We start from the raw sequence: 18255 nt of genomic DNA on the forward strand, positions 1-18255 counted from the left end.
ACCGGCGCGCGCAGGCGAGCGCGGATAGCGGTGTCTGAACGGACGTCGGCGCTATGGCGCACCGATCGACCGTCGCTCACCCTCCGGATTTCGAAATTACGACCCGTCGCGATCAAGACCCTGTAACTACTTCACAAACAAATTTTGCGCCCGACCGATCGCTGTTCTAGCTCCGGTCAAGATCAGGATCGATCTGCGTGGAATATTGACTCGCGTTCGATGCTGACGGATTGTCCCCGCAATTGTCAGGGGGATAATCAAGATGACCGTCGACCGATTGGTGTTCATCCCGTTCAAAAGGGATCAGGCCGGTGATTTCATCGCGGAAACCAAGAAGGCGGAGGCACTCGGCGCCAGCACTCATCACGGGCGCAAGTTCGCGCTCGTATGCTATGACGACCCTGGCAAACCCTTGGCGAGTCTCGGATTTTCTCCGATGACACGGGTCATGATCGCCGGTCACGGGTCGGCGGGACGGCCGTACGTCAGCAACTCGGCGGGTTACGGGCAGAAGGAATATCTGCCGTACAATGTCGTCGTCGACAGGTTGATCGAGAAGGGCCTGCCGAAGCGCTATCTCGGCGCGATCTCCTGCGACGTGTGCTACAGTTCCATCAAGAACGACAACAATCCTGCCTTTGCCGATCTCGTCGCCCGCTACCTTCACAAGAAGGGATATCGGCTTGCCCACACGATTGGGTATCTCGGTCCGTTGGGAGCGGTGCCGGAGAAGATAAGCGACAAGCACAAGTTCCTGCACCGCGTCGTTGATCTGATGAAGGACGGAGTCGAAGTAACGGTGAAATCCACCGATGCGAAGGAGCGTTTTCTGGGTGCCCGGTCGATCCCGCGGCATCTCGAGAATCTCGCGGCTGTCGCGAACACGTGCCCGGCCTATTGATCGACCGCCTACGATCGACAGACGACATCTGCGCCTGATCCGGGATGCTTGTTCGAAAGCATTCCGGCCGCGCATTCGTGAGACGCGTTTCGCACCGTCAGAACGTGGGAGCGCGTGCCATCCGCTCGAACCGTTCGTGTCGAGCCCTGGCGAAGCACGCGCGCCTTGCCGCCGATCACGCCGACCGGCTCCCGTTAGCGCAGTGATGGGAGCCGACAGGTGGGCAGCGAAGCCTCAGACGCGCGGCCGCGCCTTCAGCTCGTCGCGGATTTCGCGCAGCAGCGTCACGTCGGCCGGTTCCGCCGTCGCGGGAGCTTCGGGTTTCGGCAGCAGCTTGCTGACCGATCGCACGATCAGGAAGATGATGAAGGCGACGATGATGAAATTCACCGCCTGAGTCACGAACTCGCCATATCCGAGCAGCGGCACGCCCGCCTTCTTCAGGGCGGCATAGTCGCTCGACCCCTGCAAAGCGGCCGGCACCGGTCCCATCGTCAGGAAGTAGCTGGAGAAATCCAGTCCACCGAACAGCTTGCCGATGATCGGCATCAGCACGTCCTCGGTCAGCGAGGTCACGATCTTGCTGAACGCCGCGCCGATGATGACCGCGACGGCCAGGTCCAGCACGTTACCGCGCGCGATGAACGCCTTGAATTCCTTGAGCATCATCGGCCCCTTTCGCCGTCGTTGATCCTGGCGCGAGGTTAACCCCCGTTTTCCCCTTCGCCAAGCGGCACGAGTGTCCTATATCCATAGGACAGACAGCAGGAGCTTCACGCATGTCCCGTCGTTCGATCACCGTTCTCATCGGCGCTTCGGCCCTGTTGGCCGGGTGCGGCATCAACTCGGTGCCGACCGCGGAGGAGAATGCGAAGGCGCGCTGGGCCGATGTGCAGAACCAGTATCAGCGGCGCGCCGACCTGATCCCCAACCTCGTCTCGACCGTACGTGCCGCGGGTGCGCAGGAGAAGGACATCCTGACCCAGGTGACGCAGGCGCGCGCCTCCGCCAGCCAGATCCGCGTTGCACCGGACCAACTGACCGACCCTGCCAAGGTTCAGGCGTATCAGCAGGCGCAGGCCGGGCTGACGCTGTCGTTGCAGCGCCTTCAGGAGGCGTATCCCGAGCTGAAGTCGCAGGGCAACTACACCACCCTGATGAGCCAGCTGGAGGGGACGGAGAACCGCATCACCATCGCCCGCACCGATTATAACCAGGCGGTGCAGGCGTATAACACGCGCATCCGCACCTTCCCCGACGCGGTCGGCGCGCGCATCTTCTACGGTGCCAAGCCGCTGACGCCGTTCGCGGCGACGTCGCCCGGCGCGGAGCAGGCGCCGGCGGTGAACTTCGGTAACGCCAGTTAATCGGGCCAGCTGAGCGTCATGATGCGCTGGATCGCCGCGCTGCTCCTGCTGATGACGGCAGGAACCGCGCAGGCGCAGACCTTCCCGAAATTCACCGGCTATGTGGTGGACGCGGCCGATGTTCTGTCTCCGGAGACGGAGGCGGTACTGACGACGAAGCTGGAGGCGTTGCAGAAGGATACCAAACGGCAGGTCGTGGTCGCGACGATCGCCGACATGCAGGGCTATCCGCTCGACGAATACGGGTATCGGCTCGGCCGCAGCTGGGGCGTCGGCCTCCGTGACGTCAACAACGGCGCTGTGCTGTTCGCCGCGCCGAACAATCCCGCCGGCCAGCGCGGTCCGCGACTGGAAGTCGGCACCGGGCTGGAGCCGATCCTGACCGACGCGTTCAGCAGCGTCATGATCCAGCAGCAGATGATGCCGAAGCTGCGCGCTGGTGACGACATCAACTCGGCGATGATCGCCGGCGTCGACGCGATCGACAAGCAACTGCGCGCTTCGCCCGAAGAGGCGCAGGCGCGCACCGACGCGGCGATTAAGGAGTTCGATCGCACCCACAAGACGCAGCGTCAAAGCAGCGGCGGCGGCATTCCGATCGGCCTGATCTTCTGGCTGGTCGTGCTCGGCTTCGTCATCCTGCCCGCGATCTTCGGACGCAAACACGGTCGTGGCCGACGCTTCAGCAACGACGGCGGCGCGCTGCCGATCGTGCTGTGGTCGATCGCGAACGAGATCGGCCGATCGAGCCAGAACGGCGGCGGGTTTGGCGGTGGCTGGGGTGGCGGCTCGTCGGATGGCGGCGGCGGTGGCGGCTGGGGCGATGGCGGCTTCTCCGGCGGCGGTGGCGGCGGCTTCAGCGGCGGCGGCGCTTCGGGGGATTGGTGATGCAGTTGAGCGAAGCGGATCGCACCCGCGTCACCCAGGCCGTCACCGCGGCGGAACTCCAGACCGATGGCGAGATCGTCACGATCGTCGCGCGCCAGTCGGACGCGTATCACGATGTCGGCCTGCACTGGGCGGTGGTGACGATGCTGCTCGCGCTGGCCTTGCTGGCGAGCGTACCGGGGCTGCCCGACTGGCTGCACGCGCTCGTCGCCGACCCGTGGAGCGGACCGGCGACGCCCGCCGCGCTCTACACGATCGCGCTGGTGGTGGTGACGGCGGCGTTCCTGATCGGCCGTTACGTCTTCGCGCTGCCTGCTTTGCGCATGGCGCTGACGCCCGGCGCGACCAAGGCGCGGCGGGTCCGCGCCCGGGCGATGACGCTGTTCCGTACCGCCGCCGAACAGCGCACGCGCGGCCGGACCGGCGTGCTCCTGTACCTGTCGCTGGCGGAGCACCGGGCGGAGATCGTCGCCGATGCCGCCATCCACAGCCGTGTCGCGCCCGAACGCTGGGGCGAGGCGATGGCGGCCTTGGTCCTCGCGGTGAAGGACGGTCGCCCCGGCCACGGCATGGCCGCTGCCGTGACGCAGATCGGCACCGTGCTCGCGGAGCATTTTCCGCGCTCCGATAACGACACCAACGAATTGCCGGACCGGGTGATCGAGCTATGAAGACCGTCGTTTGGGAAGGCCGCTTCCTCACCGTGGTGACGGAGGGGACGTGGGAATATGCAGAACGCAAGGGCCAGATCGCCGCGGCGGTGATCGTCGCCGTCGATGGCGAAAACCGACTCGTGCTGGTCGAACAGCACCGCATCCCGGTCGGCAAGCGCACGATCGAACTACCCGCCGGTTTGATCGGCGATGAAGAGGCCGGCGAGTCGGTCGCGACCGGCGCCCGCCGCGAACTGGAGGAGGAAACCGGCTTTCGCGCCGATTCCGTCGAGGAACTGGGGCTGTTCTACTCGTCGCCCGGCATGACCTCCGAATGCTTCACGATCGTCCGCGCCACCGGCCTGACCCGCGTCGGCGACGGTGGCGGCGATGCGCAGGAGGACATCACCGTGCATCTGGTGCCCGTCGAGGACGTACCCGCCTTCATCAGCCTGAAGCGGGCGGAAGGGTTGGGGATCGACGCCAAGATCCTGCTGGTGCTCGACGCGGCGACAATGTGAGAGCTGCCTGCGCAGGATCGCAGGCCGTTACCAGAGCCCTCCGGCGACGGCAGACGCGCAGGTTCGGCAACGCCACCAAGATTCCACGCGTCGGAGGCGATTGAATTCCGGCCCTTACCGGGGCCGCACATCGGGGCTGCAAGCACCGCCGGTAAACCGCTGTCCTACAACCCGGCACCAGCGTAAACCGCGAACACGAGCCGCTCTTTGGACATGCCTTAAAAACGAACTCAGCCCTTCGCGAAAGACCGCGTTGGACTAACCTTAGCCTAACCTTCCGACGCCTCTACGGGCTCGATTCAGCGGAAATTGTCCGCGTAAGCCTGCAACTTCAGCATCTTCTGCGGCGCGGGGATCACGACCGACTCATGCCCCTCCCGCTCGCACCACGCGACGGCGGCCTCGGCGGTGGGGAAGAACAGGCGGAGCTGTTCCCGCGTGTCGCCGCTGCCGGCCCAGCCGGTCAGGGGGTCGGGATGCTTGGCCTCGGAGGGCTCGAATTCGAGTTGCCACAGGTCGGTGCGCGCCTTGCCGGACTGCATCGCGTTCTTGGGGCGCTGGAATATGCGAGCAATAGCCATATGCCTCCCCTAGCCGGATCGCGCGCGCCGTGCATCCGCATTTTTCGTCCGCAGCGTCGCACTCGCCGCTGCCGGATCGTCGGGCCAGGGGTGACGTGGATAGCGTCCGCGCATCTCCCGGGCGACATCGGCCCAACTGCCCGCCCAGAAGCCCGGCAGGTCGCGCGTGGTCTGGATCGGGCGACCCGCAGGGGAGGTCAGCGACAGCACCAGCGGCACCCGCGCCTCGCCGATCACCGGATGCTCGGCCAGCCCGAACAGCGCCTGCGGACGCAACTCGACGCGCGGCCCACCCTCCGCCGCATAGTCGATCGCATGCGTGCTGCCCGCCGGACTGGTGAAGTCGGCGGGTGCAAGCCGGTCCAGCCGCTTCAGATCGTCCCACCCGATCAGCCCGCGCAGCGCGTCGGTCAGGTCGCCCGGCGCGATCGCATCCAGCCGACGCCGGCCGGCCAGCAGCGGTACCAGCCACTCCTCCGCCCGGTCGAGCAGGTCGGCATCGCCGAGCGCCAGCCCGGCGTAATCGGCCCGCCGCCGCAGCGCCTCCGCCGCCCGACTCCACGGCAACAACTCCAGCCCGTGCGTCCGCACCCCCTCCAGCAGCGCCGCCGCAATCGCCGCCGGATCGGCATTCGCGTCCGGCCCGGATTGCAGGCGCAGGCTGCCCAGCCGCCGCTCGTGCAGCGCCTGCACCCCGCCCGTTGCCGGGTCGAACGTCACCGTCCGCCGCCGCTCGATCCGGTCGGCGAACAGCGCTTCGATCGTCGCAAGGTCGATCGCCGCCGCCGCCAGAATGCGCGCGCCGGACGCCGCCCCTTGCGTCTCCGCCACCGCGAGCCACTCGGCCGACGCCAGCGACGATGTCGGATCCAGCCGGAAACCGCGGCCCCCGGCGGCGGCCCATAGCTCCCCCGACGCATCCCGCCGCCGCGCGACCCGGTCCGGAAAGGCGATCGCGATGCAGGTGGCGACGTCCTCCGCCGATCGATCCTCCCTCGTCTTCGGCGGAGGGGTGCCGGCGCGCGCCACGTCGCTGGATCGCGCCCACCGCACCGCCAGCTTGCGCGACGCCTCCGCCTTGGGCCCACGCTCGGTACGCCAGCGTCGCCGCCGGACCTCCAGATCGGGATCGTTCCCGCCCAGCCCGCGCTCCGAGAGCAGCACCGCGACCTCCGCCGCCACCTCCGCCAGTCCGCGTTCGCTCGCCCGGACCAGCATGTGCGCCAGCCGCGGCGACATCGGCATCGCCGCGATTGCGCGGCCATGCGGCGTCGGCCGGCCGTCCTCGTCCAGCGCCTCCAGCAGCGTCAGGCGGGCGCGGGCCTCCGCCACCGCCGCCTCGGGCGGCGGGTCGAGCCAAGCCAGTGCACGCGGATCGGAGACGCCCCAGATCGCGGTCGCGAGCAGCAGCGCCGACAGGTCCGCCTCGACGATCTCCGGCGGGTCGAACCGCGGCAGGCCCGCCGTCGCCGCCTCCTCCCACAACCGGTAGGCGACGCCCGGCCCCTGCCGCGCCGCACGGCCAGCACGCTGCGTCGCGGCGGCCTGGCTGGCGCGCTCGGTGACGAGGCGGGTCATGCCGGCCGCACGGTCATAACGCGGTCGCCGCGCCAGCCCGGCGTCGACGACCACGCGAATGCCGTCGAGCGTCAGGCTGGTCTCCGCGATCGAGGTGGCGAGCACCACCTTGCGCTCCGCCGAAGGCCGGATCGCGACGCGCTGTTCGGCCGGGTCGAGGCTACCGTGCAACCGGTGCAGCATCGTGCCCGCCGGCAACCGGTCGAGCCGCTCCGCCACCCGCTCGATCTCGGCGACGCCGGGCAGGAACGCGAGCACCCCGCCCTCGTCCGTCGCCAGGGCGTGGCGAACGGCGGCGGCGACCTCGTCCTCGATCCGCTTCGCTCCGTCGCGCCCGAGGTAGCGCAGGGCCAACGGATAGCTGCGGCCCTCGCTCTCGATCACCGGCGCGGGTTGGCCCTCTGCGCCCATCAACGCCGCGAACCGCGCGCCGTCGAGCGTCGCGGACATCGCCACCAGCCGCAGGTCGGGCCGCAGCCCTGCCTGCGCATCCAGTGCAAGCGCCAATCCGAAGTCGCCGTCGAGGCTGCGTTCGTGAACCTCGTCGAACAGCACCGCGGCGATGCCGGCAAGTTCCGGATCGGCCTGTATCCGCGCAACGAAGATGCCCTCGGTCACGACGGTGACGCGCGTCGCGGCGGAGCCTTTGCTGTCGAGCCGCGTGGCGTAGCCGAAGGTGCGGCCGACCGGCTCCTCCGCCAGCGCGGCCATGCGTTCGGCCGCCGCCCGCGCTGCCAGCCGCCGCGGCGACAGCAACAGCACCTCGCCGTCGCACCAGTCCTCCCTCAGCAGGGCCGGTGCGACGGCGGTGGTCTTGCCCGCTCCCGGCGGCGCGACGAGCACCGCGTTCGGCGCTTGCCGCAATGCCATAAGCAGGTCCGGCAACACCGCTTCGATCGGCAGGCGCTCGCTCATACGAGCGTCGCCGGCGACGGGTCGAACGGAGGAAGCAGCGGGCCGGTCATCGGCGCCCCATGCCACAGCCGGGGCGCCTTAGGACAGGGTCAGGCGATCGCGATGGTCGCCTTGGGACGACGGACGCGGGCGGCACCGCCGACGGCACCGATGCCGACGATCATCATGCCCCATGTGGCGGGCTCCGGCACCGCGCCGGCGACCTCGAAGTTGTACGTCGTGCTGCCGCCGACCGTGTACAGCGTCACGTTGTCGGCAAAGGCGTGATACGCACCGGCACCGCCGCCCGAGCCGACGCTGATCGCCGCCACGAACGAGCCGGCGGCGTACCGCTGCGCCCAGTCGGCGACGGTCCGGCCATTATTCTCGTTCCCCGCACCGACATAGAAGGAGTCGGCCAGTGTCGAGCTGTACCAGGTGTCCGGCACCGTCTGCGGCCCGTAGGCGCCGTTATACGCACCCTCCCAGATGATCTCGCGGCGGACGCCCGCACCCGCATCCCAGATGTGGAGGCGCAGCGCCGGGGTGTAATCCGGGTTGTAGGGGTTCACGGAGTCGCCGGCGATCCGCCAGTCGAAGGTCAGGCCGGTGACCTGATCGAGAGCGATCAGCGGCGTCGTCTGTGCGTTGGGATAGATGTTGCCGATCGCGAAGCGCGTCCGGGGGCCGGTCAGCTCCAGCGAACCGTTGCCGGACCGCGGTGCGGTATCGGTGATGCCGGCGGTCGCGTTCTCGCGCAGTTCGCCCGGCAGGTTCCGCCACGCAGTGTCGGTCGGCAGCACCTTTACCTCGCCGGCAAAAGCCGGGACGGACAAGGCAGTGGTGGCGATAAAGGCGGCGCGCACGGCGGCGCGAGCAAAATGCTTCATGATCTCAGATATCCCCCGAATCCGCCGCCCCGATGGTCGGCGTTGACAGTTTCGTAACCATGAAGGATTTTCGAGAGAAGCGCTAAAGATAGTAAATTCATAAGCTTCTCAATTTGGTACAGATTACCGGATCAGCGACCTGTCCTGCGATCGATTGTATTTCGATGCGGCGCCCTCCAAGGATGGGCTTTATCTATGGGAAGTCGGCGCGATGGGCATTCTGGACGGCACCATGGGACAGATTCCCGGCGGCTTCGACGCGGAGTCGCTGGCGGCCCGGGTCGGGCTGACGCCGGATCAGGTGGGTGCAGCGCTGGCAGCGCTCGGCATCGCACAGGCCCACCCCGGCGACACCGCGGCGGAGGCGGCAGATTCGTCCGGCTTGCCGATCGAACCGCTCCGTGCGCTGCTGGAGCAGATCGGCGGCGAGGAGGTGCTGGCGAAGATGGGCGGGGTCGGCGGACTGGCTGGCGGATTGGGCGGCCTGTTCGGGCGCTGATCTCCGTCATGTCGCGGATATGAGGTACAGGCACCCCGGCTGGCTTCGACGGCATTGGGTCGCTCGCGCGGAACGACCCGGCGTTCAGTAGGCCCGCGCCACCGCGAACTCGACCGCTTCGATCATCGCGTCCTTCGCCTGTCCGTCCGCGAAGCCGGCGATCGCGTCGATCGCGCGCCGGCCATAGTGGCGCGCACGGGCGATCGTGTCGTCGACTGCGCGGGTGCGCCGGACGAGGTCGATCGCGTGCGCGAAATCCTCATCCGAGTCGCGGCGTCCCTCGATGGCGTCCTTCCAGAACTTGCGATCCTCGGCATCGCCGCGCGCATGGGCCAGAATGACGGGCAGCGTCATCTTGCCCTCGCGGAAGTCGTCGCCGGCGTCCTTGCCCATCGTACCGGCGTCCGACACGTAATCGATCGCGTCGTCGACCAGCTGGAACGCGATGCCCAGATTGCGGCCATAGGCGTCCAGTGCCATTTCGTCGCGATCCGATCGCTCGGCGACGACGGCGGAGATGCGACACGCGGCGGCGAACAAGGCGGCCGTCTTCGCACCGATGATGTCGAGATAGCGGTCCTCGCCCAAATCGACGCGGCGGGCGGCGGTCAACTGGTTGACCTCGCCCTCCGCGATCACCGCGCTGGCGTTGGACAGGATCTTCAGCACCTTCAGGCTGCCGTCCTCGACCATCAGTTCGAAGCTGCGGCTGAACAGGAAATCGCCGACCAGCACGCTGGCGGGATTGCCCCAGATGATGTTGGCGGTGCGCTTGCCCCGGCGCAGGTCCGATCCGTCGACCACGTCGTCGTGCAGCAGCGTCGCGGTGTGGATGAACTCCACCGCCGCCGCCAGCCGGTGGTGACGATTGCCGGTGTAGCCGATCAGCCGCGCGCTCGCGAGCGTCAGCATCGGCCGCATCCGCTTGCCACCGCCCGCGATCAGGTGACCGGCGAGTTCGGGGATCAGCGGGATCTCGGACTGCATCCGGTCGAGGATCACGGCGTTGACGCTGTTCATGTCGCCGGTGACGAGACGGACCATCGGGTCGAGCGAAGGCTGCGGTCGTGAACCGAGGCGGTGGATCGTGGCGGTCATCGGATCGGCACCCTCTACGGTAACCGCCGGGTGACGCAAGCCTTGCCGGGCTTGTGATACGATCCATGACGCCGCATTGAGCGCGAAACAGGGGGCACCGGATGACGGACGACGTGTTGCAGGGTTATCGGAAGTCGATCGACAACATCGACGCGGCGCTGGTCCACCTGCTCGCCGAGCGGTTCAAGGTGACGCAGGCGGTCGGCCGCTACAAGGCGACGACCGGACTGCCCCCCGCCGACCCGGGCCGCGAGGAGCGGCAGGTCGCGCGCCTGCGGCATCTGGCCGAAGAGGCGGAGCTCGATCCCGAGTTCACCGAGAAGTTCCTGCGCTTCATCATCGACGAGGTCATCCGCCACCACGCCCGGATGCAGGCGTGACCGGGTTCCTGCTGGCGATCGAGGGTGGCGACGGCGCGGGCAAGGCGACGACCGCGGCGGAGGTCGCCGCGCAGCTCAACGCCGCCGGCCGCACCGCCACCGTCCTGTCCTTCCCACGCTACGGTGCGACGATCGGCGGCCATGTGCTGGGCGAGTTGCTGGGTAGCCGCTTGCCGCATGCAGCTTCTCCGAAAGCGGCGGCGGTGCTGTATGCGCTCGACCGGCTGGAATCCGCGGACGCGATCCGCGGTGCGGCGGCATCGCACGACGTGGTGGTGTTCGACCGCTATATCGCGTCGAACATGGCGTATCAGGCCGCGCAGGGCGCCGCCGACGACGCCGCCGACCTGATGCGCTGGATCGCGGCGCTGGAAACGGAGCAGTTCGCCCTGCCTGCTCCCGACCTGTCGGTGTATCTCGACACGCCCGTCGACGTCGCCCACGGCCTGATCCTGCGCAAGCGAAAGCGCAGCTACACCGACGAGGCGCTGGACGCGTACGAAGCCGATGGCGGGTTGCAGGTTCGTGTGCGCGCCAATTACGCGACGATGGCGGCGGGGGGCCTGCTCGGCCGCTGGGCGACGGTGCCGACGATATCGGGCGGCCTGTTGCGCACGCCGACCGACATCGCCACCGAGATCGTGGAGATGATCGCGGCCTGATCCGCCGCTCCGGCGTGGGCGCTCAGGCCGCCAGTCGCGCCGCGTTCCGCCCCGCTGCTTTTGCCCGGTACAGTGCCCGGTCGGCGTCGCCCAGCAAGCTCGCCGCGCTGGCATCCTCACTGAGCAGCGCGACGCCGACGCTGACCGTCACGCGAGGTCCGACCTCGACACCGCCGCCGCTCGCGGCCACCGCCGTACGCAGTTGCTCGGCGATCGCCACCGCGTTGGCGGCGGGCGCACCGGGCAGCAGCACCAGGAATTCCTCGCCCCCGAGGCGGCCGACCAGATCGGTCGGTCGCACCGCTTCCTTGGCTACCCGTGCCACGCGGCGCAGCACCGCATCGCCCGCCGCGTGACCGTACCGGTCGTTGACCCCCTTGAAATGATCGATGTCGAAGATCGCGACGGCGAGCGGCAGGCCCGCCGCCCGACTGTCGACGATCGCCTCGTCCAGTGCCGCCATCGCCTTGCGCCGGCTCGACACGCCGGTCAGCGCGTCGATGTCGACCAGCCGCAACGCCTGCGCCGCCGCGTCCTCCGCGGCGCGCTTGGCGGCTTCCAGTTCGCGGCCGGCGATCACTTGCAGCGTCACGTCCTGGAAGATGCCGAACAGGCCGATGAACACGCCGTCGGGATCGAACTCCGGCTGCCCGCGCGAGATGATGTGCCGCACCTCGCCACCCGGCCGCACGATCCGCCCCTCGAAATCAAAGCCGACGCGCAATGCCATCGACTGGCCGACCAGCGACCCGATCCGTGGTCGCTCCTCGGGCAGGTAGAAGCGGATCGCATCCTCCGCCGTCGGCATCTCGTTCTCGGCGATGCCGTGAATGCGGAACACCTCCGGCGACCAGAACAGCGTGCCGTCCGCAACCCCCAGCCGCCAATGCCCGACACCCGCCGCCCGCTCCGCCAGGGCGAGCAGGCGGTTGGTTTCCTGCATGCGCTTCACGGCCCGGACCGCATCGAGTTCGGCCCGGTGGCGCGCATCGACATCGCGGATCGAGGCGATGACCTCCGCCGGGGTGCCCGGCGCGGCATCGACGATCCGGTACGCCGCCTCCAGCCAGACATAGCTGCCGTCGCGGCGACGGTGACGATAGACGACGAGGCTCGCGTTCGGATCGCCGGTCAGCAGCCGCAGCCAGTTGGCGCGCACCATCTCGCGGTCGTCCGGGTGGATCGGCTCCATCACCGGGGCGGCGATCACTTCCGCCGGGGTCATGTCGAGGATGCGGATGACGGCGGGCGAGATATAGACCGGATGGCCATCGTTGCTGAACCGGACGATGACGTCGCTCGACGTATCCGCCAGCAGCCGGTGCAATCGCTCGCTGTCCGCGCACTGCCGCCCCAGCCGGTCGCGCGCGGCGAGCAGCGCCGCCAGCGGCAGCGCGGTGGCGAACAACACGACCAGATAGAATTGCAGGAAGAACGACATCTCGATGCGGCTCTGGAGCATCAGGCCCAGCGGCCCCCTCCCCATGCCCGTCATCAGCGGCGCGACGATGGCGATGATCGCCACGCCGCTCGCGGCACCCACCGGGCCGAGGCCATAGGTCGCCGCCAGCAAGGCGACGAGCGGCAGGAACAGCAACGGGTAGGAATTCTGGGCGAATACCGCCAGCGTGACCGCGAAAACCATCGTCAACAGCCCGGCGGCTCGACGTGCGGAACCCTGACACACCGCGGCCCGGCTTTGGGGGTTGACCAGCGCGAGCATCAACAATGCCGTCGGCGTGACGATCAACATGCCCAGCGTGACGGTGACGAACCACGATGGCAGGAACAGTTCGCCCGGCTGCCCGGCCGCGATCCAGGCGATCGTCGCGCTCCACAGCGCGGCGATGACCGACGCTGCGGTAAAGGCGAGCACGTCGCGTGGAACGATGAACGATGGTCGGTGGGGGCTCCAGTGGCGCAGCAGCGCGCTGGCCACCAGCGCCTCGGCCATGTTCGCGATCGTAAAACCGATCACGGTCGCGGCTGTCAAGCCGGCCATCGCGTTGGCAATGACGCTGCCGATCGCGGCGAAGCCGAGGCACGGCCAGCGCAGGCGGGCGGGAAGGACGATCAGCGCGGCGAACAGGATCCCGCTCGCCGGCCACATCGTGGCGACGCCGTCGGCCCCGTTGGTGAGCGCCAGCGACATTGCCGCCGCCGCCCAGTACAGGATTCCGACACCCAGCGGGGCCAGGATCGTCCGGTGAACCACGTATCCCCCTCGTTCGTAACGCGACTTGGCTAACCTAGGACGGTTAACAAGGCGCTAACCGGCACCGCCGGGGAGCGGGACGACCACGACACCGGAAGTAACAGGGATACAATGATGCGGATCGGACGGACGGCAGTAATCGGATCGATCCTCGGCAGCCTGGCCGCGGCCTGTGCACCGATCCGTATCTTCGACGCGGTCATACCAAAGGACGGCGGCGTCGTGGCGGTCGCGCGCGATGTCGCGTTCGGCGCCGACCCCCGCCAGCGGCTGGACGTCTATGCGCCGCGGCGGGCGGGCTCGGCGTCAGTGCCGGTCGTCGTCTTCCTGTATGGCGGATCGTGGAATTCGGGGACCAAGGGGGGCTACGGGTTCGTCGGCCGGGCGCTGGCGGCGCGCGGCTTCGTGGTCGTCATTCCCGATTACCGACTGGTGCCGGCGGTGCGCTATCCGATATTCCTCCAGGACAACGCCGCGGCCGTGCACTGGGTGCGCAGCCATGTCGCGGCGCTGGGCGGCGATCCCGACCGAGTGGTACTCGCCGGCCACTCCGCGGGGGCTTACAATGCCGCGATGCTGGCGATCGACCCCCGCTGGCTGGGCAAGGATCGCGCCGCCGTCCGCGGCTGGGTTGGCCTCGCCGGACCTTACGACTTCCTGCCCCTCGACGAGGATGTGACGCGTGAGACGTTCGGCGACGCCCCGGACCTGCCAGCAACACAGCCGGGGGCGCACGTTGCGCCGGGCGACCCGCCCGCGCTGCTGGTTACCGGCGACGACGATACGCTGGTCCGTCCGTCGAACAGCGACACGCTGGCACGGCAACTCACCGCAGCGGGCGTCCCGGTCGAGCGTGTCCGCTATGCCGGCATCGGCCATGCCGGGCTGCTGACGGCGATCGCCCGCCCCTTCCGCCGCCGTGCGCCGGTGCTGGCGAACATGGCGGCGTTCGCGACGCGGGTGACGGCGCCCTCGGTTACAGCGTCCGGACGGTAACCGTCTGCTCCGCGGCACGCGCCAGCGGGTTGCGGAGCGGCAGCGTAAACGGCGCCGCCTCGATCTCGAACACGTCGCCCTCCTGCGTCGTCACACCATCCGCAAAGGACAGCGTCGCGGTGCCGAAGAAATGGACGTGGATGTCGCCCGGCCGCCGGAACAGCGCGTACTTGAAATGATGCGCTTCCAGATTGGCGAGGCTGTGCGACATGTTCGCCTCCCCGGACAGGAACGGCTTCTCCCACAGCGCCGCGCCGTCGCGAACGATCCGGCTGCTGCCCTCGATATGCTGCGGCGGCGGACCGACCAGCAGTTCGGGGCCGAGCGCCGCCTGACGCAGCTTCGAATGTGCCAGCCACAGGTAATTGTGACGCTCGGTGACGTGGTCGCTGAACTCGTTGGCGAGACAGAGCCCCAACCGGAACGGCGTACCGTCCTCGCCGATCAGATAGATGCCCGCAAGTTCCGGCTCCTCGCCGCCATCGTTGGCGAAGGACGGCATCGTCAGCGGCTCGCCCGGCCCGACCAGCCCGGTGCCGTCGCCCTTGTAGAACCACTCCGGCTGCTGCCCGACCTGACCCTCGGCGGGCTTGCCGCCCTCGACGCCCTCCAGGAACATGCGCATCGAGTCGGTCTGCACCGCCGCCTCGGACGCCGCGCGGTGCATCTTGTCGCGCCCCTCGGCCGACCCGAGATGGGTCAGTCCGGTGCCCGTCATCACCAGATGCGCGGCATCGTCGTGATCGATCGGAGAGAGGATGCGACCCGCCGCCAGTTCCGCCGCGATGTCGACCGCAGCGCCGCGCCCGCAGGCGTCGATCGCCGTCGAGAGATCGGTCCCCGCCGCGATCGCCTTCGCCGCCAGCCCCCGAACGCTGTCGACGCCGGCCACGAATGCCGCACCGGCATCGTCGGCCACGATCACGCTCCGGGCACCGTCATCACCGCGATGCTGCAAGAGGCGCAGGGTCATGTCTCTCTCCTAGGTCGGTCGTCTATTTCAGTTCCTCCCCTGCAAGGGGAGGTGGCGCAAAGCGCCGGAGGGGTGTCGACGCTGGCGGTGTCACTCCTCCGTCAGCCCCGCGGGCTGCCACCTCCCCTTGCAGGGAAGGACCAAAGGTCCCTCAGTTGGCCGAGCCGGCCACCAGCGTTCCGTCGAGCAGCAGCGGCGCATCGCCCGGGCCACCGTCGCGCAATACCGCCGGCAGCAGCGCGGCACTCAGGTTCTGGTAGCTCACCGGCCGCAGGAAGCGATCGATCGCCAGACTGCCGACCGAGGTCGTGCGCCCGTCCGACGTGGCCGGGAAGGGCCCGCCGTGAACCATCGCGTGCGCCACCTCGACGCCGGTCGGCCAACCATTGGCGAGGATGCGGCCCGCCTTGCGCTCCAGCACCGGCACCAGCTTGGCGGCGAAGTCGGTGTCCGCCTCGTCCATGTGGATCGTCGCGGTCAGCTGACCCTCGGCTGCCTTCAGCACGGCGGCGAGTTCGTCGGCATCGCGGCAGCGGACGAGGATGGACGACGCGCCGAACACCTCATGCCCGAGCGCCGCATCGGCGAGGAACGCCTGCGCATCGGTCTGGAAGAACGCGGCCTGACCGCGGGCGACACCCTCGCCCACCTTGCCGCGCGCGACCGTCTCGACCTTGTCGTGGCTCGACAGGTCCTGAAGCCCGCGCTCGTAGGCGGCGTGGATGCCACCCGTCAGCATCGTCTGCGGCTCGGCCTGCGTCAGCGCCTCGGCGGCAGCGGACACGAACGCGTCCAGCCCCTCGCCCTCGACCGCCAGCACCAGACCGGGGTTGGTGCAGAACTGGCCTGCGCCCATCGTCAGCGACCCGACAAAGGCGGTGCCCAGCGCCGCGCCACGCGCCGACAGGGCGGCCGGACACAAGACGACCGGATTGATGCTCGACATCTCGGCATAGACGGGGATCGGCACCTCACGCGCCTGCGCCAGCTTGACGAGCGCGAGCCCGCCGCCACGCGAACCGGTGAAACCGACCGCGGTGATGCGCGGGTCCTGCACCAGCGCCTGACCCAGCTCATTGCCGGGGCCGACGAGGTGACCGAACACCCCCTCGGGCAGGCCGCACGCCTTGACGGCGGCACGGATCGCGCCGGCGACCAGCTCGCCCGTCGCCGGGTGCGCCGGATGACCCTTCACCACCACGGGGCAGCCGGCGGCCAGCGCGGACGCGGTGTCACCACCCGCCGTGGAAAACGCGAGCGGGAAGTTGGACGCGCCGAACACCGCAACGGGACCGAGCGGGATCATCCGCAGGCGCAGGTCGGGGCGGGGCAGCGGCGCACGGTCGGGCATCGCCGGATCGATGCGCAGGCCCATCCAGCCGCCGCGACGGACGACGCCGGCGAACAGCTTGAGCTGGCCGACGGTCCGCCCGCGCTCGCCCTCGATCCGCGGACGCGGCAGGCCGCTCTCGCGACAGGCCGTCTCGATCAGCGTATCGCCGAGCGCGACGATCTCCTCGCCGATCTTCTCCAGGAACGCAGCGCGCGCCTCGTTGTCGATCGAACGATAGGTGTCGAACGCCGCTTCGGCTGCGGCGCAGACGGCCTCGACATCCGCTACGCCGTGCGTCGCAAGGGGCTCGCCGGCGGGCTCGCCGGTGGCTGCGGTGATCGAGCGAAAGCCCGTGCGTTCCATCACGTCCATATCGTCATCTGCCTGTGTTTATGATTTAGTCCGACATATGGTAACGCGCCCGATTCTGCAACCGGGCGGCACCGTCATTCGGCGGCTTCCACGGGCTGCTGGTCCGGCAAGGCATGCGTCGCCTTCGATCCCCACAGTGCGTAGAACAGGATGTAGAGCTCGCACGCCGCGGTCAGCAGGAACGAGGTCTGCAAGCCGTACATATCGGCCAGCTTGCCCTGCACCACGACCAGCGCACCACCGGCGATCGCCATGATGAGCAGGCCCGAACCTTCTTCGGTCAGCGGGCCGAGACCCTTGATGCCGAGCGTGAAGATCGTCGGGAACATGATCGAATGGAACAGCCCGACCGAGATCAGCGCCCACATCGCGACGTGACCGGTCGTGAACACCGACACCAGCATCACGACGAATGCGCCGACCGCGAACACTGCCAGCAGCGTTTCCGCCCGCACCTTCTGCATGATCGCGGAACCGACGAAGCGGCCGACCATCATGCCGCCCCACAGGAACGTCAGGTAGTTGCCCGCCTGCTCGTGCGTCAGGTTGGCGATATTCGGCTGGCTGACGAAATTCACGAAGAGGTTGGCGACGCCGATCTCGGCGATCAGGTAGATGAAGATCGCGGGGATGCCGAAGACGAGGTTGCGGTGCTTCCACAGCGAATGGTTCTTGCGATCCGCCTTCGCGGCGCGGCTGGTCGACGATCCCATCGCCGGCAGCGGGAAGCGAGCGATGACCACCGCCAGCACGACCAGCACGATCGCGACCAGCACGTACGGCAGGATGACCGACTGCGCGTCCGCCAGCCGCTGCGCCGGGGTCAGCACCGTGTCCGCCTTGGCGGTGCCGCCGACCGAGCGGCCGAGGATCAGATACGCCCCGAACGAGGGCGCGAGCATCGTGCCGAGCGAGTTCAGCGCCTGCACCAGATTGAGGCGCGACGACGCCGTCTCTGGCGGACCGACGACCGCGACATAGGGGTTGGCCGCGACCTGCAGCAGCGTGATGCCGCTGGCGATCACGAACAGCATGACAAGAGTTACGCCGTAGGACGGGATGCTGGCGGCCAGCACCATGCCGAGCGCACCCGCCGCCATGATCAGCAGGCCGCTGACGAGCGATTTCTGGTATCCGATCCGCTCGATTAGCTTCGCCGACGGGATCGACGCGAAGAAATAGGCGATGAACCACACCGATTCGATCAGCGTCGTCTGGGTGTAATCCAGGTCGAACACGCTGCGCAGATGCGGCAGCAGCGTGTTGTTGATGACCGTGATGAAGCCCCACATGAAGAACAGGCTGGCGAGCAGCGTCAGGGCGGAACGATAGCTTTTGCCGTCGCCGCCCCCGGCGGCGGTCGCGCCGGTTGTCGCAGCGTGGGACGTGGGTGCCATGGCCATGCGGGTGTCTCTCTCCGGATCGGGGGTCCGATGCCGGCCTCCCATCATCTG

Annotated in this window: 18 protein-coding genes; 9 read left to right on the forward strand and 9 right to left on the reverse strand. The window is 68.5% G+C overall.

Annotation, left to right across the window (positions count from 1 at the left end; all coding sequences use genetic code 11):
* The first annotated feature begins 262 nt into the window (after nucleotides 1-262).
* Complete coding sequence (locus ILT43_RS13630) at nucleotides 263-901, forward strand: hypothetical protein (protein ID WP_204199527.1); 639 nt, start codon at nucleotides 263-265, stop codon at nucleotides 899-901.
* A 234-nt stretch (nucleotides 902-1135) separates the two neighbouring features.
* Here ILT43_RS13630 and mscL read toward each other — a convergent pair whose 3' ends face one another.
* Complete coding sequence (mscL, locus tag ILT43_RS13635) at nucleotides 1136-1567, reverse strand: large conductance mechanosensitive channel protein MscL (RefSeq protein ID WP_211534548.1); 432 nt, start codon at nucleotides 1565-1567, stop codon at nucleotides 1136-1138.
* Between the two features lie 113 nt (nucleotides 1568-1680).
* Between mscL and ILT43_RS13640 the strand changes: the two genes are divergently transcribed.
* From ILT43_RS13640 to ILT43_RS13655, 4 genes are read left to right on the forward strand one after another with little or no spacing between them, the layout of a single operon-like run.
* Nucleotides 1681-2268: a LemA family protein gene (locus tag ILT43_RS13640; RefSeq protein ID WP_204199529.1), complete on the forward strand. Its 588-nt coding sequence runs from the start codon at nucleotides 1681-1683 to the stop codon at nucleotides 2266-2268.
* Nucleotides 2269-2286: 18 nt separating this feature from the next.
* Entirely contained in the window at nucleotides 2287-3156 is an 870-nt protein-coding gene (locus ILT43_RS13645; protein WP_204199530.1) for a TPM domain-containing protein, read from the forward strand.
* Nucleotides 3156-3827, forward strand: a complete 672-nt coding sequence (locus ILT43_RS13650) for a TPM domain-containing protein (RefSeq protein ID WP_204199531.1) — start codon at nucleotides 3156-3158, stop codon at nucleotides 3825-3827. Before ILT43_RS13645 ends, ILT43_RS13650 begins: the two co-directional genes overlap by 1 nt.
* The gene (locus tag ILT43_RS13655) at nucleotides 3824-4330 is read left to right on the forward strand and encodes an NUDIX hydrolase (RefSeq protein ID WP_204199532.1); all 507 of its coding nucleotides are present in this window, start codon (nucleotides 3824-3826) and stop codon (nucleotides 4328-4330) included. The genes ILT43_RS13650 and ILT43_RS13655 overlap by 4 nt, the downstream gene beginning before the upstream one ends.
* Before the next feature lie 299 nt (nucleotides 4331-4629).
* On the opposite strand, the gene ILT43_RS13660 is transcribed toward ILT43_RS13655, so the two are convergent.
* The 3 genes from ILT43_RS13660 to ILT43_RS13670 form a co-directional block, all read right to left on the reverse strand.
* Nucleotides 4630-4911 (reverse strand): ETC complex I subunit, encoded by a 282-nt coding sequence (locus ILT43_RS13660; RefSeq protein WP_204199533.1) that lies wholly within the window; start codon nucleotides 4909-4911, stop codon nucleotides 4630-4632.
* A 9-nt stretch (nucleotides 4912-4920) separates the two neighbouring features.
* A complete protein-coding gene (gene hrpB, locus ILT43_RS13665) occupies nucleotides 4921-7404 on the reverse strand; it encodes an ATP-dependent helicase HrpB (RefSeq protein ID WP_204199534.1) in 2484 nt (827 codons plus the stop codon).
* A gap of 89 nt (nucleotides 7405-7493) precedes the next feature.
* A complete protein-coding gene (locus ILT43_RS13670; RefSeq protein WP_204199535.1) occupies nucleotides 7494-8273 on the reverse strand; it encodes a PEPxxWA-CTERM sorting domain-containing protein in 780 nt (259 codons plus the stop codon).
* Between the two features lie 154 nt (nucleotides 8274-8427).
* Here ILT43_RS13670 and ILT43_RS13675 point away from each other — a divergent pair, with 154 nt between their 5' ends.
* The gene (locus ILT43_RS13675; RefSeq protein ID WP_204199536.1) at nucleotides 8428-8772 is read left to right on the forward strand and encodes a hypothetical protein; all 345 of its coding nucleotides are present in this window, start codon (nucleotides 8428-8430) and stop codon (nucleotides 8770-8772) included.
* Nucleotides 8773-8856: 84 nt separating this feature from the next.
* Here the strand turns inward: ILT43_RS13675 and ILT43_RS13680 are convergent, their stop codons facing one another.
* Complete coding sequence (locus tag ILT43_RS13680) at nucleotides 8857-9870, reverse strand: polyprenyl synthetase family protein (RefSeq protein ID WP_204199537.1); 1014 nt, start codon at nucleotides 9868-9870, stop codon at nucleotides 8857-8859.
* Nucleotides 9871-9971: 101 nt separating this feature from the next.
* Here ILT43_RS13680 and ILT43_RS13685 point away from each other — a divergent pair, with 101 nt between their 5' ends.
* Both ILT43_RS13685 and ILT43_RS13690 read left to right on the forward strand, forming a co-directional pair.
* Nucleotides 9972-10250 carry a chorismate mutase gene (locus ILT43_RS13685; protein WP_204199538.1) on the forward strand — a complete coding sequence of 93 codons (279 nt, stop codon included), beginning with the start codon at nucleotides 9972-9974 and terminating at the stop codon, nucleotides 10248-10250.
* A complete protein-coding gene (locus tag ILT43_RS13690; RefSeq protein WP_204199539.1) occupies nucleotides 10247-10912 on the forward strand; it encodes a dTMP kinase in 666 nt (221 codons plus the stop codon). Before ILT43_RS13685 ends, ILT43_RS13690 begins: the two co-directional genes overlap by 4 nt.
* A 22-nt stretch (nucleotides 10913-10934) precedes the next feature.
* On the opposite strand, the gene ILT43_RS13695 is transcribed toward ILT43_RS13690, so the two are convergent.
* On the reverse strand, nucleotides 10935-13127 hold the full coding sequence (locus ILT43_RS13695; RefSeq protein WP_204199540.1) for a diguanylate cyclase: 2193 nt from the start codon (nucleotides 13125-13127) through the stop codon (nucleotides 10935-10937).
* Between the two features lie 111 nt (nucleotides 13128-13238).
* Between ILT43_RS13695 and ILT43_RS13700 the strand changes: the two genes are divergently transcribed.
* Nucleotides 13239-14123 (forward strand): alpha/beta hydrolase, encoded by an 885-nt coding sequence (locus tag ILT43_RS13700; RefSeq protein WP_204199541.1) that lies wholly within the window; start codon nucleotides 13239-13241, stop codon nucleotides 14121-14123.
* Here the strand turns inward: ILT43_RS13700 and araD1 are convergent.
* From araD1 to ILT43_RS13715, 3 genes are all read right to left on the reverse strand, one after another.
* Nucleotides 14104-15096: an AraD1 family protein gene (araD1, locus tag ILT43_RS13705; protein WP_204199542.1), complete on the reverse strand. Its 993-nt coding sequence runs from the start codon at nucleotides 15094-15096 to the stop codon at nucleotides 14104-14106. The genes ILT43_RS13700 and araD1 overlap by 20 nt on opposite strands.
* Before the next feature lie 151 nt (nucleotides 15097-15247).
* Nucleotides 15248-16792, reverse strand: coding sequence for an aldehyde dehydrogenase (NADP(+)) (locus ILT43_RS13710; protein ID WP_204199543.1), 1545 nt, complete (start codon nucleotides 16790-16792; stop codon nucleotides 15248-15250).
* Nucleotides 16793-16875: 83 nt separating this feature from the next.
* A complete protein-coding gene (locus ILT43_RS13715; protein ID WP_425530308.1) occupies nucleotides 16876-18198 on the reverse strand; it encodes a sugar MFS transporter in 1323 nt (440 codons plus the stop codon).
* Between the last annotated feature and the right edge of the window lie 57 nt (nucleotides 18199-18255).

It is taken from the genome of Sphingomonas longa, from assembly GCF_016892685.1.
In the GTDB taxonomy this organism is placed as follows: Bacteria; Pseudomonadota; Alphaproteobacteria; order Sphingomonadales; family Sphingomonadaceae; genus Sphingomonas; species Sphingomonas longa.

Bases quoted from the DNA above. Each gene is read 5' to 3' on its own strand.
- ILT43_RS13630 (WP_204199527.1), top strand. From the start codon at position 263: ATGACCGTCGACCGATTGGTGTTCATCCCGTTCAAAAGGGATCAGGCC.
- mscL (WP_211534548.1), bottom strand. From the start codon at position 1,567: ATGCTCAAGGAATTCAAGGCGTTCATCGCGCGCGGTAACGTGCTGGAC.
- ILT43_RS13640 (WP_204199529.1), top strand. From the start codon at position 1,681: ATGTCCCGTCGTTCGATCACCGTTCTCATCGGCGCTTCGGCCCTGTTG.
- ILT43_RS13645 (WP_204199530.1), top strand. From the start codon at position 2,287: ATGATGCGCTGGATCGCCGCGCTGCTCCTGCTGATGACGGCAGGAACC.
- ILT43_RS13650 (WP_204199531.1), top strand. From the start codon at position 3,156: ATGCAGTTGAGCGAAGCGGATCGCACCCGCGTCACCCAGGCCGTCACC.
- ILT43_RS13655 (WP_204199532.1), top strand. From the start codon at position 3,824: ATGAAGACCGTCGTTTGGGAAGGCCGCTTCCTCACCGTGGTGACGGAG.
- ILT43_RS13660 (WP_204199533.1), bottom strand. From the start codon at position 4,911: ATGGCTATTGCTCGCATATTCCAGCGCCCCAAGAACGCGATGCAGTCC.
- hrpB (WP_204199534.1), bottom strand. From the start codon at position 7,404: ATGAGCGAGCGCCTGCCGATCGAAGCGGTGTTGCCGGACCTGCTTATG.
- ILT43_RS13670 (WP_204199535.1), bottom strand. From the start codon at position 8,273: ATGAAGCATTTTGCTCGCGCCGCCGTGCGCGCCGCCTTTATCGCCACC.
- ILT43_RS13680 (WP_204199537.1), bottom strand. From the start codon at position 9,870: ATGACCGCCACGATCCACCGCCTCGGTTCACGACCGCAGCCTTCGCTC.
- ILT43_RS13685 (WP_204199538.1), top strand. From the start codon at position 9,972: ATGACGGACGACGTGTTGCAGGGTTATCGGAAGTCGATCGACAACATC.
- ILT43_RS13700 (WP_204199541.1), top strand. From the start codon at position 13,239: ATGATGCGGATCGGACGGACGGCAGTAATCGGATCGATCCTCGGCAGC.
- araD1 (WP_204199542.1), bottom strand. From the start codon at position 15,096: ATGACCCTGCGCCTCTTGCAGCATCGCGGTGATGACGGTGCCCGGAGC.
- ILT43_RS13710 (WP_204199543.1), bottom strand. From the start codon at position 16,792: ATGGAACGCACGGGCTTTCGCTCGATCACCGCAGCCACCGGCGAGCCC.
- ILT43_RS13715 (WP_425530308.1), bottom strand. From the start codon at position 18,198: ATGGCACCCACGTCCCACGCTGCGACAACCGGCGCGACCGCCGCCGGG.